Annotated in this window: 19 protein-coding genes; 14 read left to right on the top strand and 5 right to left on the bottom strand. The window is 60.3% G+C overall.

Annotated elements, in window-relative coordinates:
- Nucleotides 1-87 precede the first annotated feature (87 nt).
- Nucleotides 88-1,164: a GGDEF domain-containing protein gene (locus tag CJU81_RS11400; RefSeq protein WP_095036679.1), complete on the bottom strand. Its 1,077-nt coding sequence runs from the start codon at nucleotides 1,162-1,164 to the stop codon at nucleotides 88-90.
- Between the two features lie 143 nt (nucleotides 1,165-1,307).
- Nucleotides 1,308-2,024 carry an HPP family protein gene (locus CJU81_RS11405; protein WP_095036680.1) on the bottom strand — a complete coding sequence of 239 codons (717 nt, stop codon included), beginning with the start codon at nucleotides 2,022-2,024 and terminating at the stop codon, nucleotides 1,308-1,310.
- Between the two features lie 624 nt (nucleotides 2,025-2,648).
- Between CJU81_RS11405 and CJU81_RS11410 the strand changes: the two genes are divergently transcribed.
- The 3 genes from CJU81_RS11410 to CJU81_RS11420 all read left to right on the top strand — a co-directional run bounded on the left by CJU81_RS11410 (nucleotide 2,649) and on the right by CJU81_RS11420 (nucleotide 4,934).
- Nucleotides 2,649-3,053, top strand: coding sequence for a TraR/DksA family transcriptional regulator (locus CJU81_RS11410; RefSeq protein ID WP_016780464.1), 405 nt, complete (start codon nucleotides 2,649-2,651; stop codon nucleotides 3,051-3,053).
- Between the two features lie 196 nt (nucleotides 3,054-3,249).
- The gene (locus tag CJU81_RS11415) at nucleotides 3,250-4,584 is read left to right on the top strand and encodes a phospholipase effector Tle1 domain-containing protein (RefSeq protein WP_095036681.1); all 1,335 of its coding nucleotides are present in this window, start codon (nucleotides 3,250-3,252) and stop codon (nucleotides 4,582-4,584) included.
- A 131-nt stretch (nucleotides 4,585-4,715) separates the two neighbouring features.
- Nucleotides 4,716-4,934 carry a hypothetical protein gene (locus CJU81_RS11420; protein ID WP_095036682.1) on the top strand — a complete coding sequence of 73 codons (219 nt, stop codon included), beginning with the start codon at nucleotides 4,716-4,718 and terminating at the stop codon, nucleotides 4,932-4,934.
- 9 nt (nucleotides 4,935-4,943) lie between these two features.
- On the opposite strand, the gene CJU81_RS11425 is transcribed toward CJU81_RS11420, so the two are convergent.
- Nucleotides 4,944-5,177 (bottom strand): hypothetical protein, encoded by a 234-nt coding sequence (locus tag CJU81_RS11425; protein WP_095028290.1) that lies wholly within the window; start codon nucleotides 5,175-5,177, stop codon nucleotides 4,944-4,946.
- A gap of 373 nt (nucleotides 5,178-5,550) precedes the next feature.
- Here CJU81_RS11425 and CJU81_RS11430 point away from each other — a divergent pair, with 373 nt between their 5' ends.
- From CJU81_RS11430 to CJU81_RS11445, 4 genes are all read left to right on the top strand, one after another.
- A complete protein-coding gene (locus tag CJU81_RS11430) occupies nucleotides 5,551-6,021 on the top strand; it encodes a hypothetical protein (RefSeq protein ID WP_095002401.1) in 471 nt (156 codons plus the stop codon).
- A gap of 114 nt (nucleotides 6,022-6,135) precedes the next feature.
- Nucleotides 6,136-8,553: an efflux RND transporter permease subunit gene (locus tag CJU81_RS11435; RefSeq protein ID WP_095036683.1), complete on the top strand. Its 2,418-nt coding sequence runs from the start codon at nucleotides 6,136-6,138 to the stop codon at nucleotides 8,551-8,553.
- A gap of 25 nt (nucleotides 8,554-8,578) precedes the next feature.
- Complete coding sequence (locus tag CJU81_RS11440; protein WP_095036684.1) at nucleotides 8,579-9,961, top strand: DUF1329 domain-containing protein; 1,383 nt, start codon at nucleotides 8,579-8,581, stop codon at nucleotides 9,959-9,961.
- An 89-nt stretch (nucleotides 9,962-10,050) separates the two neighbouring features.
- Nucleotides 10,051-11,664 (top strand): DUF1302 domain-containing protein, encoded by a 1,614-nt coding sequence (locus CJU81_RS11445; protein WP_095036685.1) that lies wholly within the window; start codon nucleotides 10,051-10,053, stop codon nucleotides 11,662-11,664.
- 168 nt (nucleotides 11,665-11,832) lie between these two features.
- On the opposite strand, the gene CJU81_RS11450 is transcribed toward CJU81_RS11445, so the two are convergent.
- Both CJU81_RS11450 and CJU81_RS11455 read right to left on the bottom strand, forming a co-directional pair.
- A complete protein-coding gene (locus CJU81_RS11450) occupies nucleotides 11,833-13,017 on the bottom strand; it encodes an acyl-CoA dehydrogenase family protein (protein ID WP_095036686.1) in 1,185 nt (394 codons plus the stop codon).
- Complete coding sequence (locus CJU81_RS11455) at nucleotides 13,014-14,186, bottom strand: acyl-CoA dehydrogenase family protein (protein WP_095036687.1); 1,173 nt, start codon at nucleotides 14,184-14,186, stop codon at nucleotides 13,014-13,016. The genes CJU81_RS11450 and CJU81_RS11455 overlap by 4 nt, the downstream gene beginning before the upstream one ends.
- A 201-nt stretch (nucleotides 14,187-14,387) precedes the next feature.
- On the opposite strand from CJU81_RS11455, the gene CJU81_RS11460 reads away from it, so the two are divergent.
- The 7 genes from CJU81_RS11460 to CJU81_RS11490 all read left to right on the top strand — a co-directional run bounded on the left by CJU81_RS11460 (nucleotide 14,388) and on the right by CJU81_RS11490 (nucleotide 20,810).
- Complete coding sequence (locus CJU81_RS11460; RefSeq protein WP_016780479.1) at nucleotides 14,388-15,152, top strand: enoyl-CoA hydratase family protein; 765 nt, start codon at nucleotides 14,388-14,390, stop codon at nucleotides 15,150-15,152.
- 10 nt (nucleotides 15,153-15,162) lie between these two features.
- Entirely contained in the window at nucleotides 15,163-16,317 is a 1,155-nt protein-coding gene (locus CJU81_RS11465; protein ID WP_095036688.1) for an acyl-CoA dehydrogenase family protein, read from the top strand.
- Nucleotides 16,318-16,325: 8 nt separating this feature from the next.
- Entirely contained in the window at nucleotides 16,326-17,384 is a 1,059-nt protein-coding gene (locus tag CJU81_RS11470) for an acyl-CoA dehydrogenase family protein (RefSeq protein WP_095036689.1), read from the top strand.
- A gap of 3 nt (nucleotides 17,385-17,387) precedes the next feature.
- The gene (locus tag CJU81_RS11475) at nucleotides 17,388-18,539 is read left to right on the top strand and encodes an acetyl-CoA C-acetyltransferase (protein WP_095036690.1); all 1,152 of its coding nucleotides are present in this window, start codon (nucleotides 17,388-17,390) and stop codon (nucleotides 18,537-18,539) included.
- A 10-nt stretch (nucleotides 18,540-18,549) separates the two neighbouring features.
- Nucleotides 18,550-19,428, top strand: a complete 879-nt coding sequence (locus CJU81_RS11480; RefSeq protein ID WP_095036691.1) for an SDR family oxidoreductase — start codon at nucleotides 18,550-18,552, stop codon at nucleotides 19,426-19,428.
- 115 nt (nucleotides 19,429-19,543) lie between these two features.
- On the top strand, nucleotides 19,544-20,329 hold the full coding sequence (locus CJU81_RS11485; RefSeq protein ID WP_095036692.1) for an SDR family oxidoreductase: 786 nt from the start codon (nucleotides 19,544-19,546) through the stop codon (nucleotides 20,327-20,329).
- A gap of 10 nt (nucleotides 20,330-20,339) precedes the next feature.
- Complete coding sequence (locus tag CJU81_RS11490; RefSeq protein WP_095036693.1) at nucleotides 20,340-20,810, top strand: MaoC family dehydratase; 471 nt, start codon at nucleotides 20,340-20,342, stop codon at nucleotides 20,808-20,810.

The following is a 20,810-nucleotide window of genomic DNA, read 5'->3' on the forward strand; positions in this document are numbered from 1 at the left end:
GGGAGAGGGCTAGGGTGAGGGGCTTTTGATCCGGCTCAATACGGCCAGCTCGCCGCAATACTCTATATCCCCCGATCTGCCAGCCTCTCACGAATAAAACGTAAACCTGTCCTTGCCGCCATGCTTGGAGCCGTACAGCGCCTTGTCGGCCTTGGCCAGGGCCTGGTTGAGGGTGTCATCCTCTTCGACCCGGGCCAGGCCGATGCTGATGGTTACGGGGTGCGCGTCGGGATCTTCGCGTACCCGGCGACACAGGCTTTCCATCAGGGCTTCGACGTCTTCACGGCGTACGGCTGACAGGTAGACGGCAAACTCTTCGCCACCCAGCCGCGCGTATGCAAAATCAGTCATCACCGCCTTGATGCTGGCCGCGGTGCGCTTGAGCACTTCATCGCCAATATCATGGCCGTACTGGTCGTTGACCTTCTTGAAATTGTCGATGTCGATCATCGCCAGATAGTGGTCGCGCTCCCGGGGGATAGCTAACAGTTCATGCCCGGCCTGAAGCATGAAGGAGCGCCGGTTGGGGATCTCGGTCAGGGCATCAATGTAGGCCTGGGCCACCAGCAGTTTGGACATGGTGTAGTTGTGCAGCTTGACCCGGCGCAGCTTGAAAAAACTGTAGGTGGTCAGGCTGCACAGAAAGGTGAAGTAACACAGGATCAGCAAGCCGCGCAGGTCCATGACTGAAACATCGGTCATCAGGAAGGGGTTGAGCATGACACAGCTGATGGCGGCCACCGCCACGAACGCCCAGCGGCTGAGTGGCAGCACCGATGCGCTGTAGAGAATGCTTGAGGTGGCGAGTGCCAGCCAGATCGGCTGCGTCTCGGGGGGCAGGCCGAAAATGATCAGGCGCAAGCCGAGTGTGATGATGGCAACAAAGATCGTGTTGAGTACATCGAAGTGCCGGTAATTACCGACAAAGCCCAGAATGATGGTCAGCCCCACCATGACGCTGATAAACAGCAGGGACAAGCCGGTAAAGCCCTGGCCGCCCTTGGTGCTGACAATCAGGTTGAACAGCAACCAGATGGCAATGCTGGTGATGTAGGTCAGGCTGCAAAAATTGCGCAGTTTCTCAAAGTCATGTTGGGCAAATTCAGCTTGCAAGGCGGGCGGGGCGGCCTGTTTCGAGATCTCATTTTCAATGGTTTTGAGCATTGCGAGCCTTGATCACTGTCGGATGACGGAATCCGGGCGATCAAGCACTCAAGCAAGTCTGACGCCCGGGTTACGCAGATAACCCTAGCAGGAGTTGGCCGCTCATCGAAACCGGGCGTGCTGATCTTGGCGCGTTGTTCAGGTCAGGCATTTTGGCTGAAAGTTTCACCGATGCTGCGTCGGCGCGCGTGCTGTTCGCTGGCCCGGATCAGCTCTTCGAGATCTTCGGGGGTTACGTCGATAAATGCGTCCATTTGCTGCAATGCATGGTGCAAGTCTTCGGCGGTAATGCTCGGGTCGATCGATGCAGGCTGTGTAATGGTGGCAGGGCTCGGCTCGGCCGGCTTTTTCGGGTAACGCACGCGGGTCAGGTTGTTATAGGCCAGCGCTGCGAGCAGCATGCATACCGAGCTGAGCATTACCGGTGCCAGCATGCCCCAGCCAAGGCTGGCGCTGTCGGGGTCGGCCAGTACCACCAGCAGCGCCAGAGCCCCGGCAGGCGGGTGCAGGCAGCGCAGCAGGCACATGCACAGCAGCGCCAGGCCTACGGCCAGGCACGCACTGTCGAGGTTGCGGCCAAGAAAATGCACCACCCCCAGCGACACGACCGTGGCGCACAGATAGCCGCCAACAATCGACCAGGGTTGCGCCAGTGCACCGGAAGACACTGCAAACAGCAAAATGGCTGAAGCGCCCAATGGGCCGATCAGATGCATGGCCACGGGCAAGCCATAGAACAGGCTGCAGAACCACACACTGAACAGCGTGCCGAGGGACACACCAATGGCGGCACGGCTCCATTCAGTGGGGCGGGTGTTCGTAGCCGCAGGCAATAGGCGGCTGATCCAGCGGGTTTGCATGGTCAGGAAAATCCGGTTTTGTGGAGCGCGAAGGTAAAAAAAGGGCCTGGCGGGTTTACCGGCAAGCCCTTGAAAATGTTCCTTCATCTGGGGGAGGAACGCGTGCAGTCTGCCCCGTCGTTAACTAGTACGCAAATGCATAATAATGATGCTTAAGTGCATTTATTTTGATGTTTTGTGTGATGGAGCATTGCCCGGGCGAGCGGCCTGTTGAGCATCGACCAATACGCGCTCATGCCCCATTGCTCATTAAGCGTCGCTCGATCTGGTTGCATACGGCAGGGCCAGAGGTCTTTTCAGTTTGAGCAGGCCATCCTTATCCATGTACCCCCCTGTGATGACTTAGCACCTGGTGTGTGCATTTTCAGCCTGAGCATTGAATTTCTTGCTATAAACGCACTCCATTAGCCCCGCTGAGCACGTTTTTCGTCACTTTCCAGGTTTTGCTGGACAAATAGGTGTCTTTTCAGTTGCTGAGTCGATAACTCGGCCTTAGACTGCCGCCCCTCGTAAATTGAGTGCCGGGTGGCGCTTGAAATAGATGGCACCTAACTGGTTGGGATGAAGATCGGTCAGAACGCTCCCTAATTCGCCTTAATGCACGTATTTTTTATAGAGAAATCAATGACAAAGGATAAGTTGCTGGCCATGCCGGCGGATGACTACATGAATGCCGAGCAACATGCTTTTTTCAGCGAGCTGCTGCAGAACATGAAAGTCGAAACCCACGAGCGCATCGAGCAGAACCGCATAGCGATCGAGAGCCTGGACACTCCGGCTGATCCGGCTGACGCTGCTTCGGTTGAAGAAGAGCGCACCTGGCTGGTGAACGCCATCGACCGTGATCAGCGCATGCTGCCTCAGCTCGAGCAGGCGCTGGAACGTATCAAGGATGACAGCTTCGGCTGGTGTGATGACAGTGGCGATGCAATCGGCCTCAAGCGCCTGCTGATCAGCCCTACCACCAAGTACTGCATCGAAGCTCAAGAGCGTCACGAGCAAATCGACAAGCATCAGCGTCAAGCCTGAGGGCTTGACCTTGCCGGAGCCGTGCCCTGCGGTTCCGGTAGCTTGGGTTTCGCAGCCGTCCGCGCTGCATTCCCGGCCTCTGTTTTAACTCCCCGTAAAAATTTAATCCTGACGTTGAGCTGAGTGTCCTGGTGATGCCCCTTTAAATTTGGTACGGCGTTTCCACGCGACGCTGAAAAGAACGAGGACCAGCGTCATGAGCCACTCAAGCAATACGGGGTATGTATTGCGTGTCGGTATTTTTTTCGATGGCACGGCCAATAACCAGTTCAATCTCCTGTCCGGCCGCGAGCGCGAGGCCCGGGGCATCAAGGTCGACCCCGGCAGCAGTTATGCCGGTGTACCCACCAATATCGCCCGCCTGCATCGGCATTACCCTGTGCAAACGACGTTCAAGGATGCACAAGCGCTGACTTCACTCTACGTTGGCGGTATTGGCACAACCACAGGGGCCGTTGATACCTCCTTTCCGGGCCTGACCTATGGCCGTGGGCGCACCGGGGTGCTGGGCAAGGCCGATGAGGCTCTGGTACAACTGAGCCAATGCCTGGAGCACTTTGTACGTCTTGCTCCCGCCAATGCCCTGAGCCGTTTGCAACTGGACCTTTTTGGCTTCAGCCGCGGCGCGGCTGCAGCCCGCCACTTCGCTAACCAGGTGCATGCCACGGCCTTCGCGCAGCAGATTGCGCTGGCTTCTGACTTCCAGTGCAGCATCGAGTTTATCGGGCTGTTCGATACCGTCGCAGCGATGGGCGGGCTCCAGGATCTGGGCGATGTGGGTGATGACATCAACCCCGGGCTCAATTTGTATTTGGGGCCTGACTGTGCGCAACAGGTGGTTCAGCTGTGCGCACGGGATGAGCACCGACGCAATTTTTCCCTGACCCGCATTGCCCCGCAATGGCCGCTGGACATATCCCTGCCCGGTGCCCATGCCGATCTTGGCGGCGGTTATCCGCTCGAGATGCAAGAGCAGGTGCAGTTGACCCGCTGGCAGAGCAATCTGGTTAGCCCGTCCACGCCCATCAGGCTAACCAGTGCCTGGAAGCTGGCCCAGGCGCAGTTGCTGGAATGGCAAGCCAGGGACTTGATTGATCCGCTTGCTGCGCAAGACTCCGTGCAGGTACGCACCGAAGAGCAGATGGCCGGCAGCCGCCAGGACCCGATGAAGCGCGTGCAGGCCGCAGTCTTTATGCAGCGTCAGGTGCTTGGCCATCTTTCCCGCGTGTATTTGCGCATCATGCACTCGCTGGCCTGCAAGCAGGGTGTGCCCTTTACGGCTTTGGACAGTGTCCAGGATGCCTTGCCTGATGAGCTGTTGCCCATCGCTGCCAGGCTGGAGGGGCAGGTGCTGAAAGGCACCCTCAAGCTCACCGCTGCGCAGGAGCGTTTGTTGCGTCAGCGCTACGTTCATCAATCGGCCAATTTCAATGCCAACGTGGGCCAGGGCCTGGGGGTGCTCGACAAAGCGTTTTTCAATATTGCGCAAGAGGGTGGGCGCGCTGTGTACGGTCAAAAACCGCCGGTTTGAGCCTGCACCCAGGGGTAATTGTTACCGCTGATGCAATGCAGCTATGCAGGTCATAGCTTTTTCCAGCGACCTTAACGCTTTAATATGACCAACATCGTTAGGTAACTAACTAAATGGCGGGAGTAACCCTCATGTCCAATCGGGTTGATGTAGCCGTGATGATCGGCACGGGCGTGCCTCAAGGCTTGCGTGCCACGGGCCAAAAGGTCTGCTGGGTTGTGCTGGTCAACGGTGAGCAGCGCGGTACGGCGTTTTCTAACCGTATTGAAGCTGAAGAGTGTCGCGCTGCCTGGCTGGCGCAGCTGAGCGCCAACGCGTGCGCAATGCAGGTTCGGGCTCAGCGTGCTTGAAAGGGGGCGTCAGGATGCGTTCAGAGCGCCAGCGTCCACTGCCAGCTTCAGTTCCTGTGCCGAACCCTTGGCGGCAATTTCAGCCTGCTCGGCTGTCTTGAACCAACGGTCTTTCTCGACCTGGTGGTAAGTCACGGTTTTCAACGGTGGCTTGGCGCGCATCACAATCACGGCCTGAAACTCACCATCGACTTCTTTGGACTCGCCGCGGATAAAAAATTCGCCAATATCAAATTCCGTCACGTGTCGCTTTCCCTTCGAGGTAATGAAGCCGGACAACCCGGCGGCATGGGCCAGGCTGATTTTTTGGCCAGTATGGCAGTTGTTGACAGCCAGCGGCGCAGTTAACGACGAAAGCCCTGTAGAACCGGGCCCTAACCCAGAAATAATTGCCGATTCCCTGACTGAGTAGTGGATGTGTATACCCAACTTCGGGTATGAGCCGGTAGAATAGCGGTCCTGTCGTATTTTTAGTCTTGATGTCACATGCCACTCCTTGCCCCATCAGCCAGGAGATTTTGCTGTACCCGGTTTTTTAATAAGTGGGCTGAGGCCTTTTATCTGCTGCCTGTTATTTGTTCTGGTAGCGCCACTTCACGTTTTCGAGGGTTTTTCGTTGGCAGTCAGCAATCTGGAAATGCATGCGTTGTTTGTTCTGGGTGATTTGCGGGCACGTTTGGTCAAACTGTTCCAGTCCCGCTTTGTTTACGTTACCGAGCAGAACGCTGAAGGTATTTACATCGCTGAAATCGATACTGAATCAGCGCTGGTGGTAGATGACAAGCCGGGTCTGGGGCTTAAGGTCGGTGATCATTTTCGTGCAGCAGTCTTGCCCAGCCGCGAAGGTGGGAAGTTTGAAATCAAATTTCGCGACATCAAAATGACTATCTACGGCATCGGTGACTACGCCTATGTCAGCTCGCCCTTGGGCGAAGGCATCGTGTTCAAGGAAGGTCAGACCGTGATGCTGATCTTCGCTGCCCAGGAGCAGCTCAAGGAAGGCCTGAGCAAGACACTCAAGGCCGTTACCGCCAAAGCGGCCAAATGGCCCAAGGGCGAGTTGGCGTTCAAAGCCAGCAAAGAGTGACACGGCGCGCGCGCCCCATCCCTCAAACAGCCTAACCCTTACGGACGATGTTCAAGGCCCGGCCCCGTCTGATTATCGCGATCACTTTCAACCAGTGTGCGAGGGACCGCGAGCATGGGCGCTTTTGTCTTGTCATCGGCTGTGCAGCGCTGCGCCGAGCAATTAATGGCCCGGCGCAAAGTGTTGCTCGGCTTTTTTATGCTGGTGACCCTGGCCCTTGGTTACAGCGCCACCCATGTTCGGCTGGACCCCGGGTTCAACAAGCAGATCCCGGTGCGTCATGCCTACATGCTCAACTTCCTGGATTTCAGTCGCATTTTTACCGGTGCCAACCGCTTGCTGGTCAGCGTGCACTGGAAAGGCGAGGGGGATATCTATAACCCCGAATTCCTCGAAACCCTGCAACACGTCACCGACGATGTGTTCTATATCTCCGGGGTCAGTCGCCCCAGCGTAACGTCGCTGTTTACGCCCAACGTGCGCTATATCGAAATTACCGAAGACGGCTATGTCGGTGATCTGGTGGTGCCGCCGCAATACGCCGCCACGCCCGCCGACCTGCAACAGGTGCGCAGCAATGCCGCTCGCTCCGGGCAGATCGGCCGTTTGCTGGCCAATGACCTGAAGTCAGCGCTGGTGCGCGCCGACCTGCAGGACATCGATCCCAAAACCGGGCAACCGGTGAGTTACGTGCAAATCGCCCAGCGCCTGGAAGATATCCGCGCCAAATACAGCAGTGCCAACATCGAAATCAACATCGTCGGCTTTGCCAAGCTGGTCGGTGACGTGGTCGAAGGGCTGAACACAGTGATGGGCTTTTTTGCCATTGCCTTCCTGATTACCGGCGCGTTGCTGTGGCTGTATTCACGCTCGTTGCGCCTGACGCTGGTGGCGCTGTTTGTCGCCTTGCTGCCCGTCGTGTGGTTACTCGGCCTGTTGCCATTGCTGGGCCTGGGTATCGACCCGATGTCGATTCTGGTGCCGTTCCTGATCTTCTCCATCGGTGTGTCCCATGCCGTGCAAATGACCAACGCCTGGAAGCAGGAAGTACTGGCCGGGAGTGATTCGGTGAGTGCGGCCAAGGCGGCGTTCAGCAAGATTTTTATCCCCGGCGCGCTGGCGCTGCTGATGAACGCCCTGGGCTTCGGGGTGATCATGCTGATTGATATCCCCATCGTGCATGAGTTGGGTGTCACGGCCTGCATCGGTGTGATGCTGATGATCATCACCAACAAAATCATGCTGCCGCTGATCATCGCCCACCTGACGCTGGAGCCGCGCTTGCTGACGGCTCAGGCGCGCATTGCCAGTTCACGCCACCCGCTGTGGTGGCGGCTGTCGGCGCTGGCCACGCCCGGCCCGGCACTTTGGGTATTTGCCTTGAGCCTGTTGCTGCTGGTGGCCGGCGCGTACAAGGCCCGTGAACTGGCGACTGGTGATATCGGCTCAGGTGCGCCGGAGTTGCGCGCCGACTCACGCTATAACCAGGACAACCAGAAAATCATCAGCAATTACGCCATTGGCCTGGATGTGCTGTCGGTGTTCCTGACCATCCGCGATCGCAGTGAGGCCTGCCTGGACCCGGCCGTGATGCGGGCCGTGGAAACCTTCGATTTCAAGATGCGCGAAGTGCCCGGTGTGCAGTCGGTACAAAGCGTGGCGGGGATGAGCAAGCAAGTGATTGCCGGCAACAACGAAGGCAACCCGCGCTGGGCGGCCATCCCCGGTTCCGCCCAGGGTTTGCAGCAGGGCGCCTACGCCTATTCGCCGGACTCGGGGCTGGTCACTGATGGCTGCCAACAGATGCAGATTCTGGTGTTTCTGAGCGATCACGAAGGCGCCACCGTGGCCCATGTGCTGGCTGAGGCCAAGCGCATCATCGCCGGCATCCATGTGCCCGGTGTGGAATTCAAATTGGCGGGCGGCAATATCGGCGTCATGGCGGCCTCCAACGAAGCGGTCAAGCATGCCGAAGTGGTGATGCTGGCGGCGCTGTTCTTCTCGGTGGCGCTGTTCTGCCTGCTGACCTTTCGTTCGGTGCGCGCGGTGCTGTGCATTCTGGTGCCCTTGGCAATTGTCGCGGTGCTGTGCAATGCGCTGATGGCCCTGCTGGGCATTGGCCTCAAGGTCGCCACCCTGCCGGTAATGGCCTTGGGTGTGGGGGTAGGGGTGGACTACGGCATCTATCTGTACGAGCGCATCGAGCATGAGATGGCCGCGGGGCATGACCTGCGCGAAGCCTTCTACCGCGCCATGTGCCAGCGCGGTACGGCGGCGGTATTCACCGCGCTGACCATGTCATTGGGGGTGTGCACCTGGGTGTTTGCGCCGCTCAAGTTTCAGGCCGACATGGGTGTGCTGCTGGCCTTCATGTTTATGGTCAACGTGCTGGGGGCAATCTTCCTGCTGCCGGCACTGGCTGCGTGGTTCAACCTGGGCAAGCCGCTGGTGGGCAAACATCATCAGCCTGCACAACAACCTGTACTCGCTGCCGCAGGCTGCGATCGGACGCGCAGCGTTCGCGAAGTTTGAATCCAAAAACAACAAGGAGAACTCCATGGGACGCATCACCCACATGGGCGGCTGGCTGTCAGTCGCCCTGGCATTGCAGGGTTACAGCGCTCTGGCGCTGGCCCAGGCCCCTGCCGATCAAATCGCCCGGCTGGGCAAGGACCTGACCTGCGTCGGCGCTGAAAAGGCGGGCAATGCCGCAGGCACCATCCCTGCTTTTGGCGGCCAATGGCTGGGCGCGGCCCCGGGGATGAAATTCGAGGGCACGGGCAAACACCCGATCGACCCTTATCCCAATGAAAAGCCGCTGTTTGTGATCACCGCGCAAAACCTCAGTCAGTACGACGGGCACTTGTCCGAGGGGCAAAAAGCCCTGTTCAAACTCTACCCGCAAACATTCCGCATGCCGGTTTACCCTTCGCACCGTGACTTTCGTTTTTCTGACACGGTATGCAAGGCCACTCTGGAAAACGCCTCGGTCGCCAAGCTGGTCGATGATGGCGAAGGCGTGGTGGCCCGCACTGGCGGCGTGGCATTTCCCATTCCGCAAAACGGTATCGAGCTGCTGAAAAATGCCTCGCTGTTTACCGTGCGTGCCTGGACCGAGGAATACACCTCGGACAACGCTTATGTGCTCAAGGACGGCAATATCAACTGGGGCCGCGTGCACTCGCGCAACATGGCGCCGGGGCTGGAGCCGGGCAAGATCGGCGACACGGCGGGCAACTCGTCTTTCTACCTCAACGAAACCCTGCTGCCACAGCGCGACAAGGGTGAAATCAACACCGGTACCGAGTACTGGAACGACAAGACCGAACCGCGCCAGAGCTGGCGCTACGACCCGGGTACGCGGCGTGTGCGGCAGTCACCGGGTTACGGTTTCGACATGGCCTTCCCGGGCTCCGGCGGTTCGATCACCGTCGACGAAGTGCGCATCTTCAACGGCTCGGCCCAGCGCTACAACTGGAACATTGTCGGTAAAAAAGAGCTGTATATCCCCTACAACACAGCCCGCCTGCACGCTAATGACCTCAAGTACGCGAGCATGCTCACCCCCGGGCATATCAACCCTGACGACATGCGTTACGAGCTGCATCGCGTGTGGGTGCTTGAAGGTGTGCTCAAGCCGGGCAACCGCCATCTATATGGCAAGCGCACGCTGTATATCGACGAAGACAGCTGGTTCCCGATCATGGGCGACAACTACGACAACCGTGGTGAGTTGTGGCGCACCTCGATGGTCAATTACTTCTACGCCCCCGAAACCCAAACCTGGCAGGCCGGTGTTGGCCTTTACCACGACTTGAATGCCGGCAGTTACCTGGCCTTTAACCTGATCAACGAACAACGCAACGGCTATGTACTGAACAAGGGCGGTTTTGCTGCAGGCGACTTCGGCCCTGAAGCGGCACGCCGTGCCGGCAAGTAACGCCCTGACTCCATCCTGCTGTCTGCCACGGGCCCTGCCTGTGCGCAGGTGGCCGGGCGGGGCAAAACAACAAGAACAAGGAGCAAGGCATGTTCAAGCACTACACGCGTGTTGTCGGGACCGGTTTGTTGTCGGGGCTGAGCGGCCTGGCCCTGGCGGCGCCTACCCTCGAGCTGGGTGAAAACACCACCCTGGACTCGTCGCTGACCGTCAACTACACGGCCTCGATGCGTACCGAAAAACCGGATCACGAATACCTCAACAACATCAACTACGACGATGCGACGCGCAACTTCAAGCGCGGCTCACTGATCAACAATCGGGTCAGCGTATTTGGTGAATTGATGCTCAAGCACGACAACCTCGGTGCGGTGATGCGCGCCAGCCATTTCTATGACGAGGTCTACCACCAGCGCAACGACAACGACTCGCCGGACACGGTGAACAAGACCGGGCGCTACAACGACTTCAGCCGGGACACGCGCAAACTCAGCGGCAGCAAGGCGCGGTTGCTGGATGCTTATGTGTATGGCGATTTTACCGTCAACGATGACCAGTACCTGTCACTCAAGGCCGGGCGGCATCTGGTGGCGTGGGGCGAGAGCCTGTTCTGGCCCAACATCAGCCAGGGCCAGGCGCCGGTGGACGCGACCAAGTTCAACGTGCCCGGCACTGAGGCCAAGGATGCCTATTTGCCGGTGGGGCAGATCTCGGGTTCGTGGTCGGTCAACGAGGACCTGGCCCTGCTCGGGTTCTACCAGTACAAATGGGAAGAAACCCAACTCAACCCCGTGGGTGACTACTTTGGCAGCGACACCTTTGGCCCGGGGGCGGAATTTTTCCGGTTGGCGCCGGGCATCGTCGACAATCTGCCCAACGGCGCAGCAGTCGGCTACGGCGGTTCAGTCAAGCCGGGCGACAGCGGTGAGTGGGGCGTTGGCACGCGCTACCGGCTGACGCAAAACACCGAGATCGGCCTGTTCCACTACCGTTACCACGACCGAGTGCCGGCGCTGTTTTTCGACTTTACCGGGCAGACCCACTATTCCTCGCTGAACAAGGCGGGGGGCAGCGGCAATGGCCCGAGCTACCAGCTGGGCTACTTTGACAACATCAAACTCACGGGCGTGAGCTTTACCACCAAGGCGGGTGATTCGGTGCAGTTTGCCGGTGATCTGAGCTACCGCGACGGCGCGGCGGTGTACCTGAGCAACGGTGCCCCGGCGCGCGGGCAGGTGTGGCAGGGCAACTTGAATGCTGTGTACATGATCGGCCCGACATTTATGGCGCAGCAGACCACCTTGATGACCGAAGTGGTGCACCAGCGTATCCAGGGTGTGGATGACCTGACCATTACCGGTGGCGGGGCGGGTACGGACGGGACGTTCAACAAGTATGTGTATGACGGTCAAACCCGTGGTTCAAGCCTGCTGGGCATCGGTGCGTATTTCGATCATCCCAATGTGTTCAACGGCTGGGACTTGACCACCAAGGCGACCTGGACCCAGAACATCGACGGTAGCGCTTATTCGGGGCTGGGTCGTGCTGAAAAGCGCCTGACATTGGGCGGTGATTTCAAGTACCTGGGCAACTTCCAGATGGGGCTGACCTATGTGGCGTACCTGAGCTCGGCCGATATTGCCCAGGGACGGACAATGGCGGATCGGGATTACCTGTCGTTCAATGGCAAGTACACTTTTTGATCCATGCCCTCACCCCAACCCTCTCCCGAAGGGAGAGGGGGCTGACCGAGTTGATTCTGGATTCAACTCAATCCTGTCAGCCTGCCGAAACCCTTGAAGTTCCCCCAATCAGCTCCCTCTCCCTCCGGGAGAGGGTTGGGGTGAGGGGGCTCTTGATTGAAGGCACTTTTAACGCGCTTCCCGCGGCATCCCCAGCGCCCGCTCGGCAATGATATTGCGCTGAATCTCGCTGCTGCCGCCGTAGATAGTATCCGCCCGGGTGTACAGGAACAGTGCCTGTAAACGGGTCAGTTCATAAGGCCCTCCAGCCAGCAGTTCAGCTTCGGGGCCCAGCACGTCCATCGCCAGCTTGCCCAGCTCGACATGCCAGCTTGACCACGCCAGCTTGTAGATTGTCGCTTCGGGTCGCAGGCTGCCATCCTGTACCCCGGACAACATGCGCAACGAGTTGTAGCGCAACACCCGCAAGCCGCTCCAGGCCTGGGCAATGCGCTGGCGCAACAGGGGGTCTTGCGCCGCGCCATTGCTCTTGGCAATAAGTACCACCTCATCCAGTTCGTTCTGGAACTGCATCTGCTGGCCCAGGGTCGAAACCCCGCGCTCGAACCCCAGCAGCGCCATGGCGATTTTCCAGCCATCGCCCGGCTGACCAATCAGGTTGTCGGCACTGGTTGTGGCCTGATCGAAAAATACTTCGTTGAACTCGCACGAGCCAGTCAGTTGCCGGATCGGCTGCACCTTGATGCCACTCTGTTGCATTGGCACTAATAAAAACGACAATCCGCGGTGACCCACGCTGCCCGTTTCGGTGCGGGCCAGCACAAAACACCAGTCCGCTTCATGGGCCAGTGAAGTCCAGACCTTCTGCCCGCTGATCAGCCACTGCCCGCTGTCGCTGTCCAGACGGGCACGGGTCTTGATATTGCTCAGATCCGAGCCGGCACCCGGTTCCGAATACCCCTGGCACCAGAAATCCTGCCCGGCCAGTATCGGTGGCAAAAACCGCTGCTGCTGGTCTGACGTGCCAAACACTGCAAGCGTTGGCCCCACCAACCCTTCGCCAATATGGCCCATGCGCCCCGGACCGCCAGCGCGGGCGTACTCTTCAAAAAAGATCACCTGGCGGTTGATGCTCAAGCCCCTGCCTCCGTGCTCCTGAGCCCAGCCCGCGCCAATCCAGCCGCCCTTGGCCAGTTCCTGTTCCCAGGCTTTGCGCAAGGCCGGTGCAAAGTCTTCATCACCCGGCCCGCCGCGAAAACGCAGTGGCGCGAAATCGCCGCTCAGGTGCTGTTGCATCCACTGGGCCACCTGCTGGCGGAATTGTTCATCAGCCGCACTGAAACCAATGTTCATGACAGTTCTCCGAAGATCTGCTTGGCCAATTGCTCACGGTGAAAAGCGGGGGAGCCCAGTAGTTGCTCGCTGGCACGGGCCCGTTTGAAATACAGGTGCGGGTCATATTCCCAGGTAAACCCCACGCCGCCATGCATCTGGATCGATTCGGCAGCACAGTGAAAAAAACCTTCGCTGGCGTGAATCTTGGCCGTGGCAGCGGCTTCACCCAGTTGCTGTTGCGCAGCCGGGTCGCCATCAATATTCAGGCATTGATCGGCAATGCAGGCAGCGTAGTAACTGGCCGACCTGGCGCATTCAATTTCCAGCATCAGGTCGGCACAGCGGTGCTTGATGGCCTGGAAGCTGGCGATGCGCCGGCCAAACTGCTCACGGCCGTTGATGTAGTCCAGAGTCATGTTCAGGGACTGTTGCGCACCACCGGTTTGTTCGGCGGCCAGTCCGATACAGGCAATGCGCAGCACGTCGCGCAGCATCGGCCAGCCCTGACCGGGTTCGCTGAGCAGGTGTACATCCTGCAGTTGCACATCCGTAAGGGTCACAGTGGCAATGCGCCGGGTCTGGTCGAGTGTGGGTTGACAGTGACGGGCCAGACCGGGGGTGTCGGCGGAAATGGCAAACAACCGGATCCCCGCTTCGCCGACACTGCCCGGTGTGCGGGCAGCGATAATCAGCAAGTCGCAGTCAGCGCCATCGATGACGTGCAGGTACTGGCCGTTGAGTCGATAACCGCCCGTGCAGCTTTGTGCATACACCTGCACGGCGGTGTCATCCCAGCGTGAGGCGCTGGCGTAGGCCAGGCTGGCCGTGACTTCACCGGCGGCAATCAATGGCAGCCAGTGAGCCTTGAGGGGTTCATTGCGGCTCATCAGCAGCGCAGGCAAGGCCAGGCAACAGGTGGCGTAGAACGCCGAGGGCAGCAAGCGCCGGCCCAATTGCTCCTGCAACAGGCAGACTTCGACAAAGCCCAGCCCCAGGCCGCCATAGGCCTCGGGGATGGCCAGGGCAGGCCAGTACAGCTCGCCTGCGATACGCGCCCAGGTAACCGGGTTGTAACCCTGTTCGCTGGCCATGGCCGCACGCACTTCGGCGGAACTGGCCACCTGGGCCAAAAAGCGTTCGGCAGATGATTGAATCATTTGCTGCTCGTCAGACAGGGCAAGCTCCATGGGGCGGCTCTCATCGTGGAAATACAGGATATGCCGCAAGCATGCGAGCGCGCTGAGCGGGTGCAATCCCTGAATTGGACTAGTCCTTTTGGGCAGAGGTCAGCACCCAGCAACGCCACCCACGTTAGTCTCAACGGACGATGATTCGCCACTGCGCCGTTCCCATACTCCCCCCATGCCTTTGCCAACCCGGGAGCACCTGTGAACAGCGCAACTCATACCGCATTTCACACCAGCATCGACGCAGGCGTCGCTGAGCTGGTGATCGACCGGCCACCGGTCAATGCCCTCGACAGCCAGGAATGGCTGGACCTGGCGCATACCCTCGAAGCCCTGGGCCAGAACCCGCAAGTGCGCGTCATCGTGATCCGCTCCGAGGGGCGTGGTTTTTGTGCCGGGGTCGATATCAAGGAGCTGGACGCCCACCCCGAGCGCATCGTGACTGTCAACGCCGGCAACTACGCCACCTTCAAGGCGGTGCATCGCAACCCGGTGCCGGTGATTGTTGCGGTACATGGTTTTGTACTGGGCGGCGGGATCGGCATTACCGGCGCTGCGGACATCGTCGTCGCCTCCGATTGCGCCACGTTTGCACTGCCTGAAGTGGATCGCGGGGCGATGGGCGGCGGAGCGCACTTGCAGCGTTTGTTCCCGGTGCAAAAAGTCCGTTACCTGTTCCTGACCGGCGACAAAATCAGCGCCGTCGACGCCCAGCAGTACGGCTTTATCGAGCGCGTGGTGCCCCGCGAGCAACTGCGCGAAACCGCCCTGGAAATCGCCCGCAAGATCGCCAGTAAAAGCCCGGAGATGATCCGTATCGCCAAGGAGGCGCTCAACGGTATCGAAGACGGCAATCTGGAAGACAAATATCGCTGGGAGCAGGGTTTTACGCTGCAGGCCTACAACTGCGCGGACTCCGCTGAAACCCGTCGCGCGTTCGTTGAAAAACGCGACGCCACGTTCTGAGGAGCTGAAGATGGATCTGACTTACTCCCCCAAGCAGAAAGCTTTCCGTCAGGAGGTGCGCCAATGGCTGGCGGACAACCTGCCGGCCACCCCGCTGGCCAGTTACGACACCCGTGAAGGTTTCGAGCAGCACCGCCAGTGGGAAGCCAAGCTGTTCGAAAGCCGGCTGTCGATGGTCATGTGGCCTACCGAGCTGGGCGGGCGCGGCTGCGATTTGATCGAGTGGCTGATTTTTGAAGAAGAGTATTACGGTGCCGGCGCGCCGATGCGGATCAATCAGAACGGCCAGTTGTTGCTGGGGCCGACGCTGATGGAGTTCGGTACCGAGGCGCAGAAAAAACGTTTCCTGCCACGCATGGCGGCCAGTGCCGATATGTGGGCCCAGGGCTGGTCGGAACCCAACGCCGGTTCCGATATGGCGGCAATCACCAGCAAGGCCAGCCGTGACGGTGACAGCTACGTGCTTAACGGCCAGAAAACCTGGTCGACGCGGGCGATTTTTGCCGACTGGCTGTTCGGTCTGTTTCGCAGCGATCCCGGCTCAAGCCGTCACCACGGCCTGTCCTTTGTGATGGTGCCGCTCAACGCGCCGGGGGTCACGGTACGTCCGATCAAGGCCTTGAACGGCAAGGATGCGTTTGCCGAAGTGTTCTTCGACGACGTGCGCATACCGCTGGAAAACCGTATCGGTGACGAAGGGCAGGGCTGGCATGTAGCAATGGCCACTGCCGGTTTCGAACGCGGTTTGCTGCTGCGCTCGCCGGCGCGCTTTCAGTACACGGCGCGCAAGCTGGTGGAGCTGTATCAGGCCAACCGCGCCAGCGCGGACCGCGACCCGAGCCTGGGCGATGCGGTGTGCAAGGCCTGGATGGATGCGCAGGCGTACACCCTGTCTTCCTACCACACCGTGGGGCGTTTGAGTCAGGGCGCGCAGATTGGCGCCGAGTCGAGCACCAACAAGATTTTCTGGTCGGAGCTGGATTTGCGCATGCACGAAACCGCCATGCGCATTCTCGGCGCCAGTGGCGAACTGACCGGTAAATCGGCGGATGGTCACGACTGGCTGGAGGGCTTTCTGTTTGCCCAGGCCGGGCCCATCTACGCCGGCACCAACGAGATCCAGCGCAATATCATTGCCGAGCGCATGCTCGGTCTGCCGAAGTGAGGCCGGGCATGGACTTTACCTTTACCGAAGACCAGATCACCTTCCGCGAGGCCATCAGCCGTTTTCTGATGACCGAAGCCGCCCCCGAGATGCTCCGTGAAATCTGGGAAACCGATGTCGGCCGCTCCCCGGATCTGCGCAACAAGATTGCCGAGCAGGGCCTCACCGCGCTGTCGATCCCCGAGGCCTTTGGCGGCCTGGGCATGGACGATGTGGCCTGGGCGCTGATGACACAGGAATTGGGTTACTACGCCATTCCGGACTCGCTGGCTGACACCGCGTATGTGGCCAGCGCGCTGATTGCCGGGCTGGATGAGCGTGTTGCCCGGCGCGGCGAATGGCTGGAACGTATAGCCGATGGCAGCCTGCGGGTTGCCATCGGTCACCCGGTCAACCCGCTGGTGGCTGACGCGGCCCACGCCGACTTGCTGCTGCTGGCCCATGGCGATGAAGTCCACGCCGTGCCGCGCAGCCAGGTGGATGTGCAAAATCACGCCAGCATCGATGCCTCGCGACGCCTGGCGCAGGTCAGCTGGCAACCTGCCGCTGCCACCCTGGTGGCGCAAGGCGAGCACGGTCGTGAACTGTGGTCGCAAGCCCTCAACCGCGGCGCGCTGTCGGTGGCCGGGCAGTTGCTTGGGCTGGCCCAGCGCATGCTGGATTTGTCGGTGGACTACGCCGCGCAGCGCAAACAATTTGGCAAGCCCATCGGCAGTTTCCAGGCGGTCAAACATCACCTGGCCGACGTGGCCACGGCGCTGGAGTTCGCCAAGCCGGTGCTGTACCGCGCTGCATACGCCCTGGCCAACAACGAGCCGAATGCCGCGGTATGGGTGTCCCAGGCGCGTCTTGCCAGTTGTGAAGCCAGCTGGCTGGCGGCCCGCCACGGCATTCAGGTGCACGGCGCGATGGGTTACACCTGGGAAGTCGACCTGCAAATGTTCATGAAACGCGCCTGGGCGCTGGACAACGCCTGGGGCGACCGCGCGCTGCACAAGACCCGTGTGGCCGAGTATGTATTAAGTGGCGCGGCGCCTTTGGGCTGCGGTCACACGTTCGAGGATTGATCGATGCCTGAAGCCTATATTGTTGATGCCCTACGCAGCCCCACCGGCAAACGCAAGGGCGGGCTGGCCCACGTCCATGCCATCGACCTCGGCGCCCATGTGCTCAAGGCACTGGTGGAGCGCAACGCAATTGCGGCCGATGAATATGACGACGTGATTTTTGGCTGTGTCGACACCATCGGCTCCCAGGCCGGTGATATCGCCCGCACCAGCTGGCTGGCCGCCGGTTTGCCGCTGAACGTGCCGGGCACCACCATCGACCGCCAGTGCGGCTCATCACAACAGGCGCTGCACTTCGCCGCACAGGCGGTGATGAGTGGCACTCAGGATGTGATTGCTGTGGGTGGCGTGCAGACCATGACCCAGATTCCGATTTCCTCGGCGATGCTGGCCGGTCAGCCGCTGGGTTTTGCCGATCCGTTTTCTGGCAGCAAGGGCTGGAAAGCGCGTTTTGGCGAGCAACCGGTCAACCAGTTCTACGCCGCTCAGCGTATCGCCGACCACTGGAACATCAGCCGCCAGGACATGGAAGCCTATGCTCTGGAGAGCCATCGCCGGGCGCTGGCCGCCATGGCCGCCGGCCGTTTCGTCAACGAAATCGTGCCCTGTGAAGGGGTAAGGGACGACGAAACACCGCGCCATACCAGCCTGGCCAAAATGGCCGAACTGGAGCCGGTGTTTGCCGAGTTTGCGTCGATCACCGCTGCGGTATCCAGCCAGACCTGCGATGCCTCGGCCGCCTTGCTGGTGGTCTCCGAGGCGGCGCTCAAACGCTACAACCTCACGCCACGGGCGCGGATCCATCACCTCTCGGTGCTGGGCGACGACCCGATCTGGCACCTCAGAGCACCGATCGCAGCGACCCGCGCGGCGCTGAAAAAGGCCGGCATGCGTATGCAGGACATTGACCTGGTTGAAATCAACGAAGCCTTCGCCTCGGTGGTCATGGCCTGGGCCAAGGAGCTGGATTTCGACCCTGCCAGAACCAACGCCAATGGCGGCGCAATTGCCCTCGGCCATCCGCTGGGGGCCAGCGGCGCGCGGTTGATGACCAGCCTGCTCAACCAGCTTGAGCACAGCGGTGGCCGCTATGGCCTGCAAACCATGTGCGAAGGCGGCGGGCAAGCCAACGTGACGATTATTGAGCGCCTCTAGGAGCAACGACATGGCAATTTGTGCAGAACGTACCGTCATCATTACCGGCGCGGGCGGCGGTTTGGGCCGCGCCTATGCGCTGGCATTCGCTGAGCAGGGTGCCAATGTGGTGGTCAACGACATTCGTCGCGAAGCCGCAGAAGAGGTGGTGGCCGAAATACGCGAGGCAGGCGGACAGGCCATCGCCAATGCCGATGACATCACCACCCTCGCCACGGCGCAGCACATCGTCGACGCTGCGCTGGCGGCGTTTGGCGAAGTGCATGTGCTGGTCAACAACGCCGGGATCCTGCGCGACCGCATGTTTATCAGCCTGGGTGAAGATGACTGGGATGCGGTGATGCGCGTGCACCTGAAGGGGCATTTTTGCCTGGCCAATATTCTTGGCAAGCGCTGGCGCGACCTGGCCAAGGCGGGTAAGCCGGTGGCGGCGCGCATCATCAATACCAGTTCCGGCGCGGGCCTGCAGGGTTCGGTGGGGCAGTCCAACTACAGTGCGGCCAAAGGCGGGATTGCCGCACTGACCCTGGTCCAGGCAGCCGAGCTGGCGCGCTACGGTGTGACCGCCAATGCCCTGGCCCCAGCGGCACGTACCTCGATGACTGAAAACGCGATGCCGGACATGGTGAAAAAACCTGAAGACGGTGGCTTTGATTCATGGGCCCCGGAAAACGTCGCGCCGCTGGTGGTATGGCTGGGCAGTGAGCTGTCGGGGGAGGTTACCGGGCAGATCATCGAAAGCCAGGGCGGGAGATTGTCCCTGGGCGATGGCTGGCGCACCGGGGTGACCCGCGACAAGGGCGCGCAATGGCAGCCCGAAGAAGTGGGCGTTGCCCTGGGCCAGATTCTGGCCGAAGCACCTGCGCCGCAGCGGGTGTGGGGTAGCTGATAGCGCAGGCCCTCACCCCGACCATGGATCAGCTTTTGCCTTTAGTCCCCTCTCCCTCCGGGAGAGGGCCAGGGTGAGGGGCTTTTGATTTGCCGCATAACAAGAGAATTCAACCATGAGACAAGCCCCCCCTTATGTCCTCGGCCACCAGCTACTGGCTGGCAAGTCGATTTTGATCACGGCCGCAGCCGGCGCCGGTATCGGTTATGCCGCGGCCAAACGCTGTGCCGAAGAGGGCTGCCGCGCCCTGATGATTTCCGATATCCACCCGCGCCGCCTCGAAGAAGCCGTCGAACGGCTCAAGGCTGAAACCGGCTTGCAGGCGGTCTACGGGCAGTTGTGCAACGTTACCGTCGAAGCCGACGTGCAGGCCCTGGTCGCCGCAGCCGAAGAGGCCCTGGGCGGTGTCGATGTGCTGATCAACAACGCCGGGCTTGGCGGGCAGGTGCGCCTGACCGAAATGACGGATGAGCAGTGGTCCTCGGTGCTGGATATCACTCTGACCGGCACCATGCGCATGACCCGCGCCATGCTCCCGCACATGGAACGTCGTGGTGCCGGGGCCATCGTCAACAACGCCTCGGTACTGGGCTGGCGTGCGCAAAAGGAACAGGCCCATTACGCCGCCGCCAAGGCCGGGGTCATGGCCCTGACCCGTTGCAGCGCCCTGGAAGCTGCCGAAAGCGGTGTACGGATCAACGCCGTAGCGCCGTCGATTGCCCTGCATGACTTCCTGAAAAAAGCCGCCAGCAGCGAATTGCTCGACCAGCTCACCAGCCGCGAAGCCTTTGGCCGCGCCGCCGAAGTCTGGGAAGTGGCCAATGTCATGGTGTTTCTGGCCAGTGACTACGCCTCGTATATGGTCGGCGAAGTGCTGCCTGTCAGCTCGCAACAAGCGTGAGGCACAGAGTATGAGCACAATTTTCAGCAGCGCCGGGCAGTTGCTGGCGGCCGAGGGCCTGGATCTGGGGCGCACCGACTGGCTGTTGCTGACCCAGGAACGGATCAACCTGTTTGCCGAGGCCACCGGTGATCACCAGTGGATCCACGTCGACCCTGAGCGTGCCGCCCATGGCCCGTTTGGTGCCTGCATCGCCCACGGCTACCTGACTCTGGCTCTGGCCAACCTGTTTATGCCGCAACTGATGCAGTTCGAAAACCTGGCCATGGGCGTCAACTGTGGCACTGACCGGCTGCGCTTCCCGGCAGCGGTCAAGGTCGGTTCGCGAATCCGCGGCCATGGCCAGGTGGTGCGGGTGGAGGTGCTGGGTCAGGCCGTGCAGGCAGTGGTGCGCATGAGCGTCGAAATCGAAGGCAGCGAACGCCCCGGCTGTGTGGTGGACACCATCAGCCGCTACACCTTCAACCCTCTTGAACAGTGA

The sequence above is a fragment of the Pseudomonas fragi genome (genome assembly GCF_002269505.1).
Classification (GTDB): Bacteria; Pseudomonadota; Gammaproteobacteria; order Pseudomonadales; family Pseudomonadaceae; genus Aquipseudomonas; species Aquipseudomonas fragi_D.